The sequence below is a fragment of the Lysinibacillus sp. F12 genome, from assembly GCF_057773605.1.
The window spans coordinates 200925-216524 of sequence record NZ_JBYMLP010000003.1; the positions used below are offsets into that span (position 1 = coordinate 200925).

Annotated in this window: 17 protein-coding genes; 13 read left to right on the plus strand and 4 right to left on the minus strand. The window is 37.8% G+C overall.

Features of this window, described 5'->3' with window-relative positions; all coding sequences use genetic code 11:
- Positions 1-179 precede the first annotated feature (179 nt).
- The 3 genes from AC3CH7_RS14775 (at position 180) to AC3CH7_RS14785 (ending at position 3202) form a co-directional block, all read left to right on the plus strand.
- Positions 180-911, plus strand: coding sequence for a cytochrome c biogenesis CcdA family protein (locus AC3CH7_RS14775; RefSeq protein WP_488381526.1), 732 nt, complete (start codon positions 180-182; stop codon positions 909-911).
- Positions 912-942: 31 nt separating this feature from the next.
- The gene (locus AC3CH7_RS14780) at positions 943-1653 is read left to right on the plus strand and encodes a cytochrome c biogenesis CcdA family protein (RefSeq protein ID WP_488381525.1); all 711 of its coding nucleotides are present in this window, start codon (positions 943-945) and stop codon (positions 1651-1653) included.
- Between the two features lie 67 nt (positions 1654-1720).
- On the plus strand, positions 1721-3202 hold the full coding sequence (locus AC3CH7_RS14785) for a multicopper oxidase family protein (RefSeq protein WP_488381524.1): 1482 nt from the start codon (positions 1721-1723) through the stop codon (positions 3200-3202).
- 50 nt (positions 3203-3252) lie between these two features.
- Here AC3CH7_RS14785 and nhaC read toward each other — a convergent pair whose 3' ends face one another.
- On the minus strand, positions 3253-4635 hold the full coding sequence (gene nhaC, locus AC3CH7_RS14790) for a Na+/H+ antiporter NhaC (RefSeq protein WP_031419733.1): 1383 nt from the start codon (positions 4633-4635) through the stop codon (positions 3253-3255).
- Between the two features lie 539 nt (positions 4636-5174).
- Here nhaC and AC3CH7_RS14795 point away from each other — a divergent pair.
- From AC3CH7_RS14795 to AC3CH7_RS14820, 6 genes are all read left to right on the plus strand, one after another.
- Complete coding sequence (locus AC3CH7_RS14795; protein ID WP_031419734.1) at positions 5175-5795, plus strand: DUF47 domain-containing protein; 621 nt, start codon at positions 5175-5177, stop codon at positions 5793-5795.
- 15 nt (positions 5796-5810) lie between these two features.
- Positions 5811-6827 (plus strand): inorganic phosphate transporter, encoded by a 1017-nt coding sequence (locus AC3CH7_RS14800; RefSeq protein WP_012294007.1) that lies wholly within the window; start codon positions 5811-5813, stop codon positions 6825-6827.
- 194 nt (positions 6828-7021) lie between these two features.
- Positions 7022-7720, plus strand: coding sequence for a response regulator transcription factor (locus tag AC3CH7_RS14805; protein WP_031419736.1), 699 nt, complete (start codon positions 7022-7024; stop codon positions 7718-7720).
- Positions 7717-9168: a HAMP domain-containing sensor histidine kinase gene (locus tag AC3CH7_RS14810; protein WP_207889842.1), complete on the plus strand. Its 1452-nt coding sequence runs from the start codon at positions 7717-7719 to the stop codon at positions 9166-9168. The genes AC3CH7_RS14805 and AC3CH7_RS14810 overlap by 4 nt, the downstream gene beginning before the upstream one ends.
- On the plus strand, positions 9165-10235 hold the full coding sequence (locus AC3CH7_RS14815) for a LolA family protein (RefSeq protein WP_036166357.1): 1071 nt from the start codon (positions 9165-9167) through the stop codon (positions 10233-10235). Before AC3CH7_RS14810 ends, AC3CH7_RS14815 begins: the two co-directional genes overlap by 4 nt.
- Before the next feature lie 9 nt (positions 10236-10244).
- Positions 10245-10466 (plus strand): hypothetical protein, encoded by a 222-nt coding sequence (locus tag AC3CH7_RS14820; protein ID WP_012294012.1) that lies wholly within the window; start codon positions 10245-10247, stop codon positions 10464-10466.
- A gap of 134 nt (positions 10467-10600) precedes the next feature.
- On the opposite strand, the gene AC3CH7_RS14825 is transcribed toward AC3CH7_RS14820, so the two are convergent.
- Positions 10601-10954, minus strand: a complete 354-nt coding sequence (locus tag AC3CH7_RS14825; RefSeq protein ID WP_488381523.1) for a DUF4260 domain-containing protein — start codon at positions 10952-10954, stop codon at positions 10601-10603.
- Positions 10941-11381: a MerR family transcriptional regulator gene (locus AC3CH7_RS14830; RefSeq protein WP_488381522.1), complete on the minus strand. Its 441-nt coding sequence runs from the start codon at positions 11379-11381 to the stop codon at positions 10941-10943. Before AC3CH7_RS14830 ends, AC3CH7_RS14825 begins: the two co-directional genes overlap by 14 nt.
- A 452-nt stretch (positions 11382-11833) precedes the next feature.
- Here AC3CH7_RS14830 and AC3CH7_RS14835 point away from each other — a divergent pair, with 452 nt between their 5' ends.
- Positions 11834-13282: a tetratricopeptide repeat-containing diguanylate cyclase gene (locus AC3CH7_RS14835; RefSeq protein ID WP_488381521.1), complete on the plus strand. Its 1449-nt coding sequence runs from the start codon at positions 11834-11836 to the stop codon at positions 13280-13282.
- A gap of 46 nt (positions 13283-13328) precedes the next feature.
- On the opposite strand, the gene AC3CH7_RS14840 is transcribed toward AC3CH7_RS14835, so the two are convergent.
- Positions 13329-13883, minus strand: a complete 555-nt coding sequence (locus tag AC3CH7_RS14840) for a GNAT family N-acetyltransferase (RefSeq protein ID WP_012294016.1) — start codon at positions 13881-13883, stop codon at positions 13329-13331.
- 168 nt (positions 13884-14051) lie between these two features.
- On the opposite strand from AC3CH7_RS14840, the gene AC3CH7_RS14845 reads away from it, so the two are divergent.
- The 3 genes from AC3CH7_RS14845 (at position 14052) to AC3CH7_RS14855 (ending at position 15581) form a co-directional block, all read left to right on the plus strand.
- On the plus strand, positions 14052-14522 hold the full coding sequence (locus AC3CH7_RS14845) for a DUF2975 domain-containing protein (protein WP_031419745.1): 471 nt from the start codon (positions 14052-14054) through the stop codon (positions 14520-14522).
- Positions 14523-14532: 10 nt separating this feature from the next.
- The gene (locus tag AC3CH7_RS14850; RefSeq protein ID WP_031419746.1) at positions 14533-14745 is read left to right on the plus strand and encodes a helix-turn-helix domain-containing protein; all 213 of its coding nucleotides are present in this window, start codon (positions 14533-14535) and stop codon (positions 14743-14745) included.
- Positions 14746-14927: 182 nt separating this feature from the next.
- Positions 14928-15581 (plus strand): TetR/AcrR family transcriptional regulator, encoded by a 654-nt coding sequence (locus AC3CH7_RS14855; RefSeq protein ID WP_036166348.1) that lies wholly within the window; start codon positions 14928-14930, stop codon positions 15579-15581.
- Positions 15582-15600: the final 19 nt, after the last annotated feature.

A 15600-nucleotide genomic window follows, 5' to 3' on the forward strand; every position in this document is an offset into this window, starting at 1 on the left:
GCTCTCCCGGTGTGGATTCGTATGATAGCGTCTACCAACAAAAAGACATACTTTGATCACATCATAGTTTTCTCAAAACGGTGTGTTCGATTTCTGCACCGTTTATTCATATTTAACCTTTATACTAGTTTTGGCTAGTTTTTAAAGCTGAAATGATGAACAGATAGAGGGTGTTTCAATTGTATAGTTTTTTGTCAGCGATTAGTCAATTTATGAGTGAGCCAATCAACCAATTTTTAAATGCCTATGAGCATTCAGCTTGGGCTATGGCGCTTCTTTTAGGTCTCATAGGGGCACTAGCTCCCTGCCAAATAACCGGTAATATGAGTGCGGTTACATTTTATGGAAATAGGACGCTTCAAATGAAAAATAATTGGCAGGATATTCTGTTTTTTATTTTTGGAAAAGTAGTTGTTTTTAGCGGACTTGGTTTTTTAGCATGGTTATTTGGACAATCGTTTGAAACTAAAATGACATTGTATTTCCCCATTTTTCGTCAGGCCATTGGACCAATTATGATACTGACAGGGCTCGTTTTATTAGGTTTATTAAAGCTAAAATTTTTAAATCGCCTGTCGAATCTTATTCCTCCTGTTATGAAAGGGGGCAAATTAGGCTCCTTTTTAATGGGGGCTAGTTTCTCTATTGCCTTTTGTCCAACCATGTTTGTGCTGTTTTTTGTATGGCTAATGCCCATTGTGACAGGCACTTCCTATGGGTTTATCTTACCGAGTATTTTTGGGGTTGCCACTTCTGTACCACTACTCATCATGCTTCTCTTCATTTATCTTTTCGATGCTAAGCGTCTCATTTTACGAACAAGCATGAAGATGGGGAGAGTTATTCAATTAATGGCAGGCATATTGTTACTATTACTAGGTATAATGGACACCATTACATATTGGGGATAACTTAACTTGTAAGATGTAAGGAGCGAACAAAATGAATCCAGATATGAATCTTTTTTTAGCCTTTGGCGCAGGGTTTTTAAACTTTATTTCGCCTTGCACCTTACCGCTCTATCCAGCTTTTATTTCTTATATTACAGGAATGTCATTGGATGAGCTTCAGGGAGACAATAAAAAATTAAGAACGATTGGTATGTTGCATACACTATTCTTTTTAATTGGATTTTCTGTGATTTTTATTTTCTTAGGCTATGGCTCATCTGTTGTGGGGTGGTTTTTCTTCCAGTACCAAGATGTTTTGCGACAGGTTGGGGCTATATTAATTGTGCTGTTTGGTTTAATTATTATAGGTGCTTTATCCCCGAAATTTTTAATGCAAGAAAAACGTCTTTCCTTTAAAAATCGTCCCACAGGCTATTTGGGCTCTTTTTTTATTGGTCTTGCCTTTGCAGCGGGCTGGACGCCCTGTACAGGCCCAATTACGGGGGCAGTTTTTATGATGGCTTCCCAGCATCCAGGGATGGGTATGTTTTACATGATCGCCTATGTGTTAGGGTTCGCCATCCCATTTTTCCTTCTATCACAATTTGTCACGAAATTCGCATGGATACGAAAGTATAGTCACATGATCACAAAAGTGGGTGGCTATTTTATGATTGTGCTGGGCATTATTCTATTTTTCGATGGTTTAACAAGAATCATCATTTGGCTAAGCTCCTTGTTCGATGGTTTTTCAGGATTTTAACGACCTTCATCATTTCTCCATACTTCTTTGTTACATTCGTTTTGTTGTAACAAAAGGAGGAAAATAGATGAAATCTAAAGTATGGTTTTCATTACTGACGCTATTGATTTTACTAATAGGCGGGTGTAGTACTAGTAAAACAGCTGACGAATTATCTACTAAACCAATGAACAAGGCTCATGAGGGAATGGATAGGACAAATGGTCATATGAGTCATACAAATCCCTTACAGCTTGCACCTTCTACAGGAGAAAATGAGTTGGTCATCCCACCTTTACTAGAACCAGATGGAGATAATCCAGCTCACTATTCAATTGTCGCACAAGAAGGGACAACAGAGTTTTATCAAGGGGTTCAAACAGAAACCTATGGCTATAACGGGTCCTTTTTAGGGCCGGTGATACGGATTCAATCGGGACAAACTGTGCAATTTTCAACAACAAATGAAATGAGCAAAGAGACAACATTTCATTGGCATGGTTTAGAAATACCAGGTGAGGGGGATGGTGGCCCTCATGAACGAATAGAACCTGGTCAATCGAAGCAGCTGACTTTTAATATCCGCCAGCAAGCAGCTACTTTATGGTTTCATCCTCACCCAGAAGGACAGACGGCTGAGCAGGTATATAAAGGTTTGGCAGGACTGATTTACGTGGAGGATGAACATTCACAGCGTTTAGGATTACCTCATGAATATGGCGTGAATGATATTCCGTTAATCTTTCAGGACCGCCAGTTTGATGATCAACAGCAATTGAACTACCAGCAATTCAAAAATAATGATGGGACAATTGGTGATACATTACTCATCAATGGTACGCTCAATCCGAAGCTTCATGTCCGCCAAGAGCCTGTTCGACTTCGATTAGTGAACGGCTCCAATGCTCGGAATTTCACTTTTAAGCTTAGTACAAATGAGAATTTTCAACAAATCGCCACAGATGGAGGATTTTTAAATAGCCCTGTTCCACTAAATAAACTGACCTTAACACCAGGTGAACGTGCTGAAATTATCATCGATTTTTCCAAGCTACGTACTTCCAATGATTTATCATTGATAAATGAAGAAGGTGTAGTCCTGTTACCGTTTACGATCACAAATGAACGCACTACTCCACAGAAGATGCAGGATGTATTTAATCAATTCTCTACAACTAGTGAAGAACAACAATTACCTGTATCTAAACGTATAGAGCTATTTGGTATGGGGACGATGGTAACGATTAATGGCAAGCAATTTGATAAGAATAGAATTGATTTTGTTCAACAGCAGGGAGTGACAGAAATTTGGGAAATTTACAATAAACCTGATATGATGGGAGGCATGACCCATCCGTTTCATATACACGGCACGCAATTTAAAATTGTATCCATTAATGGTCAGGCGCCACCGCCCAATGAACAGGGCTGGAAGGATACGGTGTCCATTGAACCAGGTGAGTCAGTTAAATTAGCAGTGAAGTTTCAAGATAAGGGCATCTATATGTTCCATTGTCATTTATTGGAGCATGAAGATAATGGTATGATGGGACAAGTAAAGGTAGAATAGAAATTTTTGGTGGATAAAAAGGTAGCTGATTTTTAATCAGCTACCTTTTGTTATTGCTCAAGCTTTGTTAATGTTTTGCCACTCCAGCCAAAAATAACGGTTAGAATCGGGCCGAGTAAACAGAAGAAGGTGAAAGGTAGATAATCCAGTGTGGAAATTCCAAGGACACTTGTGATGAAAATACCACAGACACTCCAAGGGACAAGTGGATTGACAACCGTTCCAGCATCCTCCATGACACGAGATAGGTTCTTAGGAGCTAGGCCAACCTTCGCAAATTGAGCTTTAAATGCTTCACCAGTTAACAGGATAGATAAATACTGCTCACCGATTAATGTATTGATGCCAATGCCAGTAATCGCCGCGCCTGTAATAACTGAGCCAGCACTTTTTAATAAGCTTTCAACCTTGGCTAAAATACTTTGTATGATACCAAGTGTGAACAAGAGGCCACCCATTGTTAAGGCCAGTAGTACAAGTGCAATTGTAAATAGCATGCTATTCATGCCACCGCGTGTCAGTAAGGCATCTACATCCTTATTACCAGAGTGAGAGACATAGCCATCAAATAAAATTTTGAAGACGTCTGAAGCAGGTAGGGGGTCCAGTGTATAAGATAGACCCACTCCAAGAATTGAGACAACCGCTAATGTAATAACGGCAGGAGCTTTATAGAATGTCATAATAACAAGGACAACTATTGGCAATAATGTATACCAATGAATAAGTCCTGTAGACAGCAATCCTTCTTTAAATTGCTCAACCGTATCAAAAGATGTTGCTTCACCTGTTGGCGATAAAATGGCGTATAGTACGAATGAAATCAGGAAAGCAGGGATTGTTGTCCAGCCCATATTTTTAATATGTTCAAATAGATCTACACCGACTGTTCCTGAAGCAAGATTGGTTGTATCGGATAAGGGTGACATTTTATCACCAAAAAAGGCGCCAGAAACAATTGCACCAGCAGTTATTGTTAACGAAATGTCCATGGCACCTGCGATACCCATAAATGCCACACCGACAGTTGCCACGGTTGTTAACGAACTACCAACAGAAATACCTACAATGCTACAAATTAAAAAAACGATGGCAAAGAAAAAGTTGGGTGAAACGGTTAAAAAACCATAGTAGATGAGCGTTGGGATTGTTCCACCCATAATCCAGCTCGAAATTAAAATACCAATAAAGAAGAAAATGAAAACAGCGCCCAATCCAGCACTAGCACCAGCAATCATCCCACCTTCTAAATCGCGAAAGGAAACTCTTTTTAACAATCCATAGGCTAGTAAAAGTGAAATAACCAGAAATATTGGGATATGGGGTGTTGCTTTTAAATACCCAATACTAAAAGCCATTGTGGCAATAATTAAAAGTATAACGAAGCTTGCCTCAATAAATCGAGGGTTGCTTTTAGCTTCAATTCGAAACATATGTAACCTCCTACTAAATACTTCTTCGCTTCAATGCGGTGAAGCCCAAAAGTATTATAGCACGCTAATATTTTTTGTCAATTGACAGAAAATTGAAGAATTCCTTTAAGTTATACAAAATTGTTGTTTTTTATTTTATGTATAAGCAACAACGAGGACGAGCATAACAAATAGGAAAGGTTACATGTTTCGACATTCTTTAGGTAAAAAATAACAGAGGAATATTTATTTAGAATGTAAATCTTGTTTACAATTCCTTAACATTTCAAGTGGTAAACAAATAGAAGGGAAAAAGTAAATTTCAAGTATTTTTATAAAAATAACAGAAAAAATGCTCATATTTAAAGAAAAATAGTGATTTTTATTATTTGATTTCCAACGTTTTCAACTTGGAAACTGCCCTGAAAATAAATGTGGCAAATTTTATATTACAGTTTTGTAAAATCAACACGTAAGTGTTTAAAATTTTGTAGAATTGTGTAAATGTTTTGTTATGATGGTTCAGATATTGATAATTTTTATTTTACAGGAGGAACAAGATGTTCAACTCAAACAAGCAAGATCCTTTTTTTCAGTCCTTATTAAAAATCGCTAAAAATGTGAATGAGGGAATTTATTATGCTCATAATGCCCATATTCAAGATATAGATGCGTTAAAAGAAATTGCCGATACAATGAAAGAATATGAAACAAGCGGCGATAAATTAATTCATGAGCTCATCGTTATGCTTAATAAATCATTTATGACACCAATTGAGCGAGAAGATATTTTAGCTTTAGCGAATAAATTGGATGATGTGATTGATGGAATGGAAGGCTGTATTGCCCACTTCAATATGTACAATTTAACGGAAGTAACGGAGCCAATGCGTCAATTCCTAACATATATTTCGAAGAGTACAGATGAAATGGTACAAGCCATGGAGCTATTAAATAATAAAAAGCTTGTTGAGATGCGTAAACATGCTATTCAAATTAAAGATAACGAACGTGAATGTGATGAAATCTTCCGTTCCTCAATGAAGCAGTTATTTATTCAAGAAAAAGATCCAATGCGCCTCATTGTTTTCAAGGATATTTATGAGCAATTCGAGGATATTGCTGATAGCTGCCAAACAGTGGCAAACACAATTGAAACAATAATTATGCGTAACGCATAAGATGGAGTGTAACAAATGGATACAATATTACTCATTACCATATTAGTCGTTATATTTGCATTAGTATTCGACTTTATAAATGGCTTCCATGATACAGCGAATGCTATTGCAACATCTGTATCAACCCGTGCGTTAAAACCACGTACAGCGGTTTACATGGCTGCAGTTATGAACTTCGTCGGAGCCATTACATTTGTTGGAGTAGCAAAAGCCTTAACAAAAGACATTGTGGACCCGTTTAGCTTAAATGCTTTTGATGGCGATATCACGGGTTCTGTCGTTATTTTAGCAGCTCTATTATCTGCTATCACATGGAATTTACTTACATGGTATTTTGGAATTCCGTCAAGTTCTTCCCATACATTAATTGGGTCAGTAGCAGGTGCCGCTATTGCAGCAGCAGGATTCAATATTTTGAACTATGCAGGGTTTATTAAAATTTTACAAGCACTGATTTTCTCACCATTATTAGCATTTGCCGCTGGTTTCCTAATGATGACCCTATTGAAGGTCATCTTTAAAGATATGAATTTATACCGTACAAATAAAGGCTTCCGTACCATGCAAATCGGGACAGCTGCCCTACAATCATTTACACATGGAACGAACGATGCGCAAAAAGCAATGGGGATTATAACACTTGCTTTAATCGCAGGAGGATTACACACAGGTGACGATATCCCTTTCTGGGTGCGCTTTGCAGCAGCTACAGCAATGGGTCTTGGTACCTCAGTAGGTGGATATAAAATCATCAAAACGGTGGGCGGTAAAATTATGAAGATTCGCCCAGTGAATGGCGTCGCAGCCGACTTAGCATCGGCTTCCATTATCTTTGGTGCGACATTAATTCACTTACCGGTATCCACAACACATGTTATTTCTTCATCTATCATGGGTGTAGGAACAGCACATCGTGTCAAAGGCGTTAAATGGGGAATGGCCCGTAAAATCGTAACAACTTGGGTCATCACTATGCCAATCTCTGCAGTAATGGCAGCATTAATTTACTATATTTTAAGTTTATTTTTCTAGTTTGACGAGGAGAATGCACAACGACTGTGCATTCTTTTTTTGTTTTGGGAAGAAGGATAGCTCCGCATAGTAGAAATGGACAATCCTAATCATTTGTGCAAAATAAGAATTCGTTCTAAGTTAATTATAAAGAAAGTGTAAAGTTCAGGGAAAATCACTTTTTCCGTAGTAAGGTTTAAGCAGGAGGAGAACTGATGAAGGTAAAGTTATTACTGATTGAGGATGATGCTGCAATTGGTCGCATTGTCAAAGATACGCTGGAGCAAGAGGGCTATCAAGTGACGTGGGCAACTACGGGTCTTGAAGGGCTGGAAGATTTTCAGAAGCAACCATTTGATTTAGTGTTAGTTGACTGGATGCTACCAGAAATGGATGGTCTTACGGTTTGTCAAAATATACGCTGGGAAAGTGATGTCCCCATCCTCATGATGAGTGCTCGTAAGGAAGAAGCGGATAAAGTGGAGGGCTTGCAAGGAGCGGATGATTATATCGCGAAACCGTTTAGTTTGGAGGAATTAAAGGCTCGTGTGGCATCGCATCTTAGACGCTGGAGACGCTATAACAAGCAAGACGAAGTAGAAGAGCAAACTGCCTATGCAAATGGATTAATCATTGATTGGAAACGGGAAATAGTGAGCATTAATGAGCAAGAAATCGCATTAACCCAAAAAGAATTTGCTCTTGTCAAGCTACTAGCAAAAAATCCGAGTCAAACCTTTACGAAGAAGGAACTGTATCAGTATATTTGGCAGCAGGCAACGTTAGAGGACACTCATACTGTTACAGTACATATTAAGGCACTAAGAGAAAAGCTAAAAGATTCAGTGAAACATCCATATTTTATTCAAACTGTATGGGGCAAGGGTTATCGTTTTATTGGTGAACCGCTATGAAAATAAAATCTTGGTTACTTATCACTTTTTTTATTGTTATGGTGTTGCCCATATCTGGTGCTTATAGTCTGTATGTGTGGATAAATGCTTATTATCAAGATAAAAATGTTGCGGAATACTTTGACAAGTGGACAGAGCTAAATCAGGTAAAAGCAATCGTTGACAATCCAGCACTATATCAAAAACAGGCAAATTTAGAAGAAATAGAAGAGCTGACCAATGAGCAGTTGGCGATTACACTTTACACGAAATCTGGTTTTGTCTTATATTCCTCTAACCCGTTAAAATCGGGCTATGTATGGAAGGAGCGCATGTTTAAAGGTTTATATGAGTTACAACAATCATACAACGCCTTTACCTACAAGGAACCAGTATATCGCAATGGGGACTTGTTAGGCATCTATGAAATTCAATTAATAAGAACTGATTGGGTGAAAGGCGTGGAGAAGCGTTCATGGCTTGTCATTACAGGCTCTATCTTGCTGTTTCTAGTGATTTATATAGGGGTCATTTTGTTGCTTAATCGAAAACTTAATCGACCATTACGAGAATTGATGCATCAAATGCGGAATTTTGCCAAAGGTGAGCATATAGAATCTAATTTAAGTACAAGGAAAGATGAGATTGGTTCACTCGCTCAAACATTTGTGGCGATGCAACATGAAATTGAAAAGACCCGAGCTTCCTTAAAAGTAGAACAACAGCAAAAGGAAATGATGATTGCAAGTATCTCCCACGATTTAAAAACGCCTCTTACGGCTATTCAAGCCTATGCGGAATCCTTACTAAACAATGGCTTATCACAACAGCAGCAAGCAGACTATCAGCGGGTTATCATCACGAAGGCTGATCGAATGAAGCATATGCTAGAAGATTTATTAATGTTTACATTACTCCAATCTACGAGCTATGAATTAGAGCTGGTAGACGTAGATGGGGAAGAATTTTTTGAGATGGCTTTGTCAGACTATGAACCGTTATGTGAGGAACAGGGGTTTACATTAGAAGTGTTCTGTGATGTAGATGGGCTATATGCTGTGCATCCTAAACAACTTCAACGTGTAATTGATAATTTATTGAGCAATGCTTGGCGCTATGGTGAGATCGGCACATCTATTGGTTTAGCAGCGGTTAAAGCTGGAAGTGTTCCGGAATGGGGGTTTGATTTCCTTAAGCCAGCTTTGACGAAGCAAGAGGGTATGTATATGATTGTGCAAAATAGCGGGCAGGGCTTGCCACAAAAGGACATTGTAAAATTATTCGAGCCCATGTATCAAGCGGACCATGCCAGATCAAAGGCTGGAGAACGAGGCACGGGACTTGGCTTAAATATTACGAAACAAATTATTGAAAAACATGGTGGTACGGTAGAGCTGCTTTCTCGTGAGAACATTGGAACAGCTGTTGTCTGCTGGCTTCCACCTAATAAAGGAGTAGACGAACTATGAGTTGGAAAAATTCATGCCGAGCAGCAGGCTTAATCGCTGTCATGACATTTAGTTTAGTAGGCTGTAATACCGAGGCATCGTATTCACCCCAGGAAATTATTGAGCAGACGCTCCAAGAATCGAAGCAACCGCTTACCTATTATGGCGAATATACGTTAGATATGGGAGAGCTAGGGGGCAAAGCTCAGGTAAAAGAATGGGTCAAGGATAAGTATAGACGTATAGAAATGAAAGGTGACAATGGTGAACATGTCATCACGGTCAAAACTGACTCTGAGCTGATAAGCTATGATGTCACGGAACATACAGCCTTTAAAATGGCGTATCCACAAGGCGAACTTGACGGGCTACGATCGCCTAGGGAAGAGGTACAGCTTGTTTTTAATTTGGTTAAAGATACACATGAGATTAAGATAGCAGGCGAAGAGAAGGTCGCTGGAAGAGACACATATAAAATTGTAGCAAAAACTACAAAAACCGAATCACTATTTGGGGATATAGAAGCATGGATTGACAAAAAAACATGGCTGATGTTAAAAATGAAGTCAGATAATGCAGGTAATCAAATAATCACAGAATACTCAAAAATAAATGTTGATGAAAAAATAGATGATCAACAATTTATACTTGATCTACCAGAGGATGTAACGATCCAAGAAATTAGCGGTGAAGATACTTCAGCATTAATTTCATGGGACGAAGCAAAGCAACAACTAGGAAAGTTTTTAATGGTTCCGCAAGAAAATGCCCTTTCTATAGATAAAATTTCAATGGTTAAAGGATTAGAGGATCGACCAGAATATTCCTTTGACTTTGGATTAGATGGGCAGCCAGCGTTTTTCATCACTATTTTTAAAGCGGATGAGAGTATGAGTGAAATTGGTCCCATCTTAAATGAAAAAGAGATGGATATTCGAGGACAAAAAGGAACGGTTATGGATGATAAAAATTTCCGTTCGATTGCTTGGCAAGAAAACGGCTATCAATATAGTATCGTTGGCGAAAATCCAGAGTTAACGATTGAGGATCTTATAAGCTATGCACAACAAATGGAAATTGTACAATGAGGTGATGCTATGAAAAGAGCACATGGGATGAAATGTCTTGCATTGTTTTTATTTACAACTATTTTTTTATACGGGGTAGGGGATACCTATCAGGTGTCTTGGCTACAATTTCATTTTACGGGTCGATACGATGAAGTAGGCTTTTATTTCAGCTTTACTTCACTTATTCCGATATTGATTGGATTATTGATGGTAGGGCTATATGAATCACTTTTAAAACGATTAATATAAAAAGTGAAAGGCAGGATCTCAGATGAGGATCCTGCTTTTTATAGTAGGAGTACGCTATTGTTTTATCGTTGACCACCTTTTTTATGGTTTTGCTCAACCATTGATATTCCTTTATTCAGGCTTCTTCTTATTCATTAAGCAATCTGCTGTAAATGTGTTTTCGTAAAGGCTTCCTCATATTTTAAACCGTAACCGAGTGCTCGATCTAAGAAAATATGTGCTAGCCAAATCAAGGCAGCCATCAGAAGTATTGGCGTAGATAGCGTAAAGCCGATTACGAGAAGTACGGCCGGTATGACAAAGCTATGTCCAATATTATAGAAAAGGGCCCCGATTTTTGAATTGATCATATATCCGAGCATCGTGATATCAGGTAAAAGTAAAAATATCATAAATGATAGCCATGAAAAATCTAAGTGCCCATAAAAAAAGATAGTCATGATCAAGGCGATGACATATTCTAGAGAGAGAATTTTACGTAGTTTCATTGTGACCACGACCTTCCTGTAAGTTTTGGTACATATCTTCCATTAGTAAGTTAATTTTTTCTTGGTTGTTCTGAAATTGTCCGTCAGCCATTAATGCTTTGGTTAGCTGTAAGGAATGTAGTGCGTGCTGATAAAAGTACATGAGCTGTTCAATATGGGCAATCTTTGCAGAAAATAGCTGTACGGTTGTTTCATTACATTCCGTGGATATAGGTTTCTGTTCGAGTGTCAGTAAAAAATTAATTTCTTGTAAGCTAAAGCCAAGCTGGCGTAGGACGAGAATAAATTTCATGGTCTGTTCACATGTGCCATCATACACACGGTAGCCATTGTTTAACTTCTGCGGATGTAAAAGTCCCTCTTTTTCGTAATAGCGGACTGTATCGATGGATAATCCAAACTTCTCAGCAAATTGTTTAATTTTCATAAAAGCACCTCCTACAATCATCCTAACATTGGAGTAAGCTCCAAGGTCAATACACTTTAAGAAAAAATTTGATACGGTTAGGGGGAGGGGGGCGTATTAAAATATAGAAGGGCTATTGGAGGTTTACTTTATCTCCAAAAGAGAGGAAGTGGAGAAGTTAAATTTACCTCTGCAAAGGCCAAGAAATTAAAAGAATTATTGGGTATTGAAGAATCATAACAAGTCTCTGTGAAAGAGGCTTGTTTTTTGGTTGCGAGAAAATTATAGTGAAAGTACCATGTTAAATTTACCAGTAAAATATAAAAATAGTAACATAGGAAAATATACACAATCACTCATTTGTCTAGTATTAATTGCTTAATTTTGTAAAAACAAATGAGTCCAAAGAATTGTAATATTTTATTCGTGCAGGTAGTATTAAAGATGTAAGGGTGAAAATAAGGGGGAGCGGTATGAACGTACAAGAATTTGAAGAATTATGGATTACGCTCAATGAATTATATAACGCGGATCGTTTTTTAGAATATATAGAAATAAGTAGTGCCGCAGTCGAAAGTGCCATTAAGCTTGGAATGTATGATAAGGCCATCCTTCTATTACGTTATAGCTGTGCCAGTTATTTTCAAACTGGTGATTTACAGCTATCGATTAGTGTACTTGAACAATATCGAGAGCTGACTTTTCAACATGGTAATGATATTGATCTTATTCAATATTATAATATAGCTGCCATTTATTGGGGGACTTTTGGTCACTTAAAGAAATCTGAAGAGCTGATGTTAAAGGGATTAAAAATTGCTGAATCTATTCAACATGTGGAGAGCCTGGGGAAAATTTATAATAATCTAAGCGATTTGGAAATATCAATGGGCAATTATCGCACAGCCAAGGAATTCGCCTTAAAAAGTCTTTATTACTCAAATGCGTTTGAAGTGCAGCATAAAGAACCTTATACAGGAATTATGTATCCAAAAACAAACCTAGCAGTAGCACTTATATGGCTGGAAGAGTTTGATGAGGCTAATGTACTATTACAAGAATTATTAGCAACAATTCATAACCCACCCTATTCAAAAGTACAATTAGAGGTCTTCAATGCATATGCTGTTCTTTGTGAACGACAAGGACGCGTAAGTGAGGCTATTGATTTATATCAAAAGACTAAACATTATGCTTTGCAAAACAATGACCTGTCCTTGCTCCAAATCATCTATAATTCATTAGTGAAGCTAATTGAGGATCAAGGGAATAAAATTGTTTTATGTGCTGTTCAGAAGGAATATATTAATATTTTGTTAGAAATCCAACGTGAAAATTACTCTCATGTATTATTTGAAATGGAGTACAATGATCATAAAAAGCAATTTGAAAAAAATGCTTATTTTGATCCGCTAACGAATATTTACAATCGACGTTATTTTGATGAAAATGCCAAAAGGATGCTCGAAAAAGCAGCTGAAAGCAATCAGCAACTAGCGTTGATGATGGTGGATTTAGACCATTTTAAAGAAATCAATGATATGAATGGCCATTTATTTGGAGACGATGCGCTAACGAATACTGCTAAAACATTACAAGATTATTTTCAACCCTTTGAAGCTATCGTTGCTCGCTTTGGGGGAGACGAGTTTATCATTCTCAGTCAAGTAAAAGAGGGGGAAACGGTGCAAACATTGGCCGACAACCTCTATCAAACCTTAACGGCTTTGTCACTCACGGTAAATGGCGAAACGATTCAATTGGAATTTAGTATCGGAGTTAGTACGAATCATTTTGGCAAAATCAAGAAAGTGGAAGAGCTGATTCAGCATGCGGATGAAGCACTTTACAAGTCAAAGCGTAATGGACGTAACCAAATTACACACTATAACCATTATTGTGATGTGGGAAATGGTATTTAAAGAGAAAGAGGCATGACTTTATAGTAGGTGCCTCTTTTAAATACGTTTACAAGCTGCTGTCAGGATTAATAATGCCGTAAAATACGATATCTTCAAAAGTACCATTTTTAAAAACATGAGATTTTAACGTTCCCTCATAGCACATGCCACACTTCTCCATGATTTTGCCAGAGGCGGGATTAGATAGAAAATACTGCGCGAAGACACGATGATACTGTTTTTCTTTAAAGGCAAATTCAATGATGGCACGAGCAGCTTCTGTTCCATAGCCATTCCCCCAATACGGTTCCCCAATCCAATAAGCCATTTCTCCATTTCGATGCTGTTGTCGATTGGATAGCCCGATAGCCCCATATAAATGTCCGCTTTGTTTGTCCGTTATAGCAAATTCATATAGTTTCTCTTGTTCAAAATTTTGTAGATGGTTGGAAATCCATGACAAAGCACAATCTAACGTATAAGGATAGGGCAAATTTAACGTGCTCTTGTAAAGGGCAAAATTGTTACATAACAAACTTACTTCAGGTGCATCAGCCTCTGTAAAAAGTCGGAGCATGAGACGCTCTGTTTCGATTGTTTTGTCTGTTGCTTGGTAAAACATTGAATTACCCCCTTCAAAAATGGTAAAACAGATTATAACACAATTAAATAGAAGGAATAAACTACATAATGGAAATTAATGATTTCTTGAAATTAGATAAAAATTTATTGAAAAACGATAAATGTTATGGTAAATTGAACAAGATAATAAATAAAAGAGGTGCGTAATATGAAACGAGAAACGCTCTTTTTAAAGATCGCTGTTTTTCTAATGGGATTGCCGGTTTTTGCTTTATGTATATGGGTGGTGCCACGTGTTGCTTTAGATACAGCTCAGCATTCTCCAATCTTAACCATTGTTGCATTACTTGGCGTCTATGCAACGGCAATTGCTTATTTTGTTGCTCTATATACAACAATCAAGCTGCTAAGCTATATTGATCAAAACATTGCTTTTTCAGAGCTGTCAGTGAAAGCTTTAATTAATATTAAATATTGTGCAATTATCATTAGTAGTGTTTACGTGGTGGGCATGCCACTGATATACTATGCTGCAGAAGTAGACGATGCCCCTGGTCTTATACTTATTGGAATGGTTATTATTTGTGCTTCTTTTGTGGTTGCAGTTTTTGCTGCTGTTCTTCAAAAGCTACTAGAAAATGCCATCGATATCAAATCAGAAAATGATTTAACGGTTTGAGGTGAATACTATGGCGATGATTATCAATATTGATGTCATGTTGGCGAAACGGAAAATGAGTGTAACTGAACTTTCAGAGAAGGTTGGCATCACGATGGCGAATCTTTCTATTTTGAAAAATGGCAAAGCGAAAGCAATTCGCTTTTCAACATTAGAGGCGATTTGTGAGGCGTTAGAATGTCAGCCTGGGGATATTTTAGAATATAAACGGAACGAAGGATAAAGACTGTAGTTCAAAGCCGTCGAGAGAATAACTCTCGATGGCTTTTGTCATTTTTTCACACGAGTCATCCGTATTTACTTAGAATAAAAAAATGTAGTAAATATTGCCAATAGAATATAGTTATGCTACGATAAAGCTAAGATAAATCGACAGTCAGTCGGTCTATTGAGAGGAGTGTTTGGATGAGGGAAATGAAAAAAGCAGAGGAACGGAGAAATGAAATTTTAGATGCAGCAGATGAGCTGTTTACGCAGAAGGGGTTCGATGGCACTAGCACCAATAATATTCTTGAAAAAGTTGGGATTGCCCGCGGTACGCTATATTACCATTTTAAATCCAAGGAAGATATTATGGATGCCCTCATCGAACGATATACCGAAACCATGTTAACGAAAGCAAGGGCAGTTGCAGTGGACAACAGTATTGCGGTGAATGAGCGCATATTAAGGGTTGTGATGGCATTAAATATGCAGAATGAAAATGAAAATGGTCAGGAAATTATGGACCACATTCATAAGCCGCAAAATGCATTAATGCATCGAAAAATACAGCAGGTAGTCATGAATCAAGTGCCGCCATTATTGACGGATATCATCCGTGAGGGTATTGAGCAAGGGATTTATCATACACCGTACCCATACGAATGTATGGAGATGATTGTCGCTTATACAAATACCGTCTTCGATGATGACTTGGTATTGTTGTCAGATGAAGAGCGGGCCGCTCGTATCCCAGCATTTATCTTCAATGTGGAGCGAATGCTTGGCGTGGAAAGCGGTAGTTTGTTGTACATGATGAAAATGTTTAGTCATGCAGGGCAAGGCGAGACGAAATAAATGGATGAGGGTCTTAATA

Bases quoted from the DNA above. Each gene is read 5' to 3' on its own strand.
- AC3CH7_RS14780 (WP_488381525.1), top strand. From the start codon at position 943: ATGAATCCAGATATGAATCTTTTTTTAGCCTTTGGCGCAGGGTTTTTA.
- AC3CH7_RS14785 (WP_488381524.1), top strand. From the start codon at position 1,721: ATGAAATCTAAAGTATGGTTTTCATTACTGACGCTATTGATTTTACTA.
- nhaC (WP_031419733.1), bottom strand. From the start codon at position 4,635: ATGTTTCGAATTGAAGCTAAAAGCAACCCTCGATTTATTGAGGCAAGC.
- AC3CH7_RS14795 (WP_031419734.1), top strand. From the start codon at position 5,175: ATGTTCAACTCAAACAAGCAAGATCCTTTTTTTCAGTCCTTATTAAAA.
- AC3CH7_RS14800 (WP_012294007.1), top strand. From the start codon at position 5,811: ATGGATACAATATTACTCATTACCATATTAGTCGTTATATTTGCATTA.
- AC3CH7_RS14805 (WP_031419736.1), top strand. From the start codon at position 7,022: ATGAAGGTAAAGTTATTACTGATTGAGGATGATGCTGCAATTGGTCGC.
- AC3CH7_RS14810 (WP_207889842.1), top strand. From the start codon at position 7,717: ATGAAAATAAAATCTTGGTTACTTATCACTTTTTTTATTGTTATGGTG.
- AC3CH7_RS14815 (WP_036166357.1), top strand. From the start codon at position 9,165: ATGAGTTGGAAAAATTCATGCCGAGCAGCAGGCTTAATCGCTGTCATG.
- AC3CH7_RS14820 (WP_012294012.1), top strand. From the start codon at position 10,245: ATGAAAAGAGCACATGGGATGAAATGTCTTGCATTGTTTTTATTTACA.
- AC3CH7_RS14825 (WP_488381523.1), bottom strand. From the start codon at position 10,954: ATGAAACTACGTAAAATTCTCTCTCTAGAATATGTCATCGCCTTGATC.
- AC3CH7_RS14830 (WP_488381522.1), bottom strand. From the start codon at position 11,381: ATGAAAATTAAACAATTTGCTGAGAAGTTTGGATTATCCATCGATACA.
- AC3CH7_RS14835 (WP_488381521.1), top strand. From the start codon at position 11,834: ATGAACGTACAAGAATTTGAAGAATTATGGATTACGCTCAATGAATTA.
- AC3CH7_RS14840 (WP_012294016.1), bottom strand. From the start codon at position 13,883: ATGTTTTACCAAGCAACAGACAAAACAATCGAAACAGAGCGTCTCATG.
- AC3CH7_RS14845 (WP_031419745.1), top strand. From the start codon at position 14,052: ATGAAACGAGAAACGCTCTTTTTAAAGATCGCTGTTTTTCTAATGGGA.
- AC3CH7_RS14850 (WP_031419746.1), top strand. From the start codon at position 14,533: ATGGCGATGATTATCAATATTGATGTCATGTTGGCGAAACGGAAAATG.
- AC3CH7_RS14855 (WP_036166348.1), top strand. From the start codon at position 14,928: ATGAGGGAAATGAAAAAAGCAGAGGAACGGAGAAATGAAATTTTAGAT.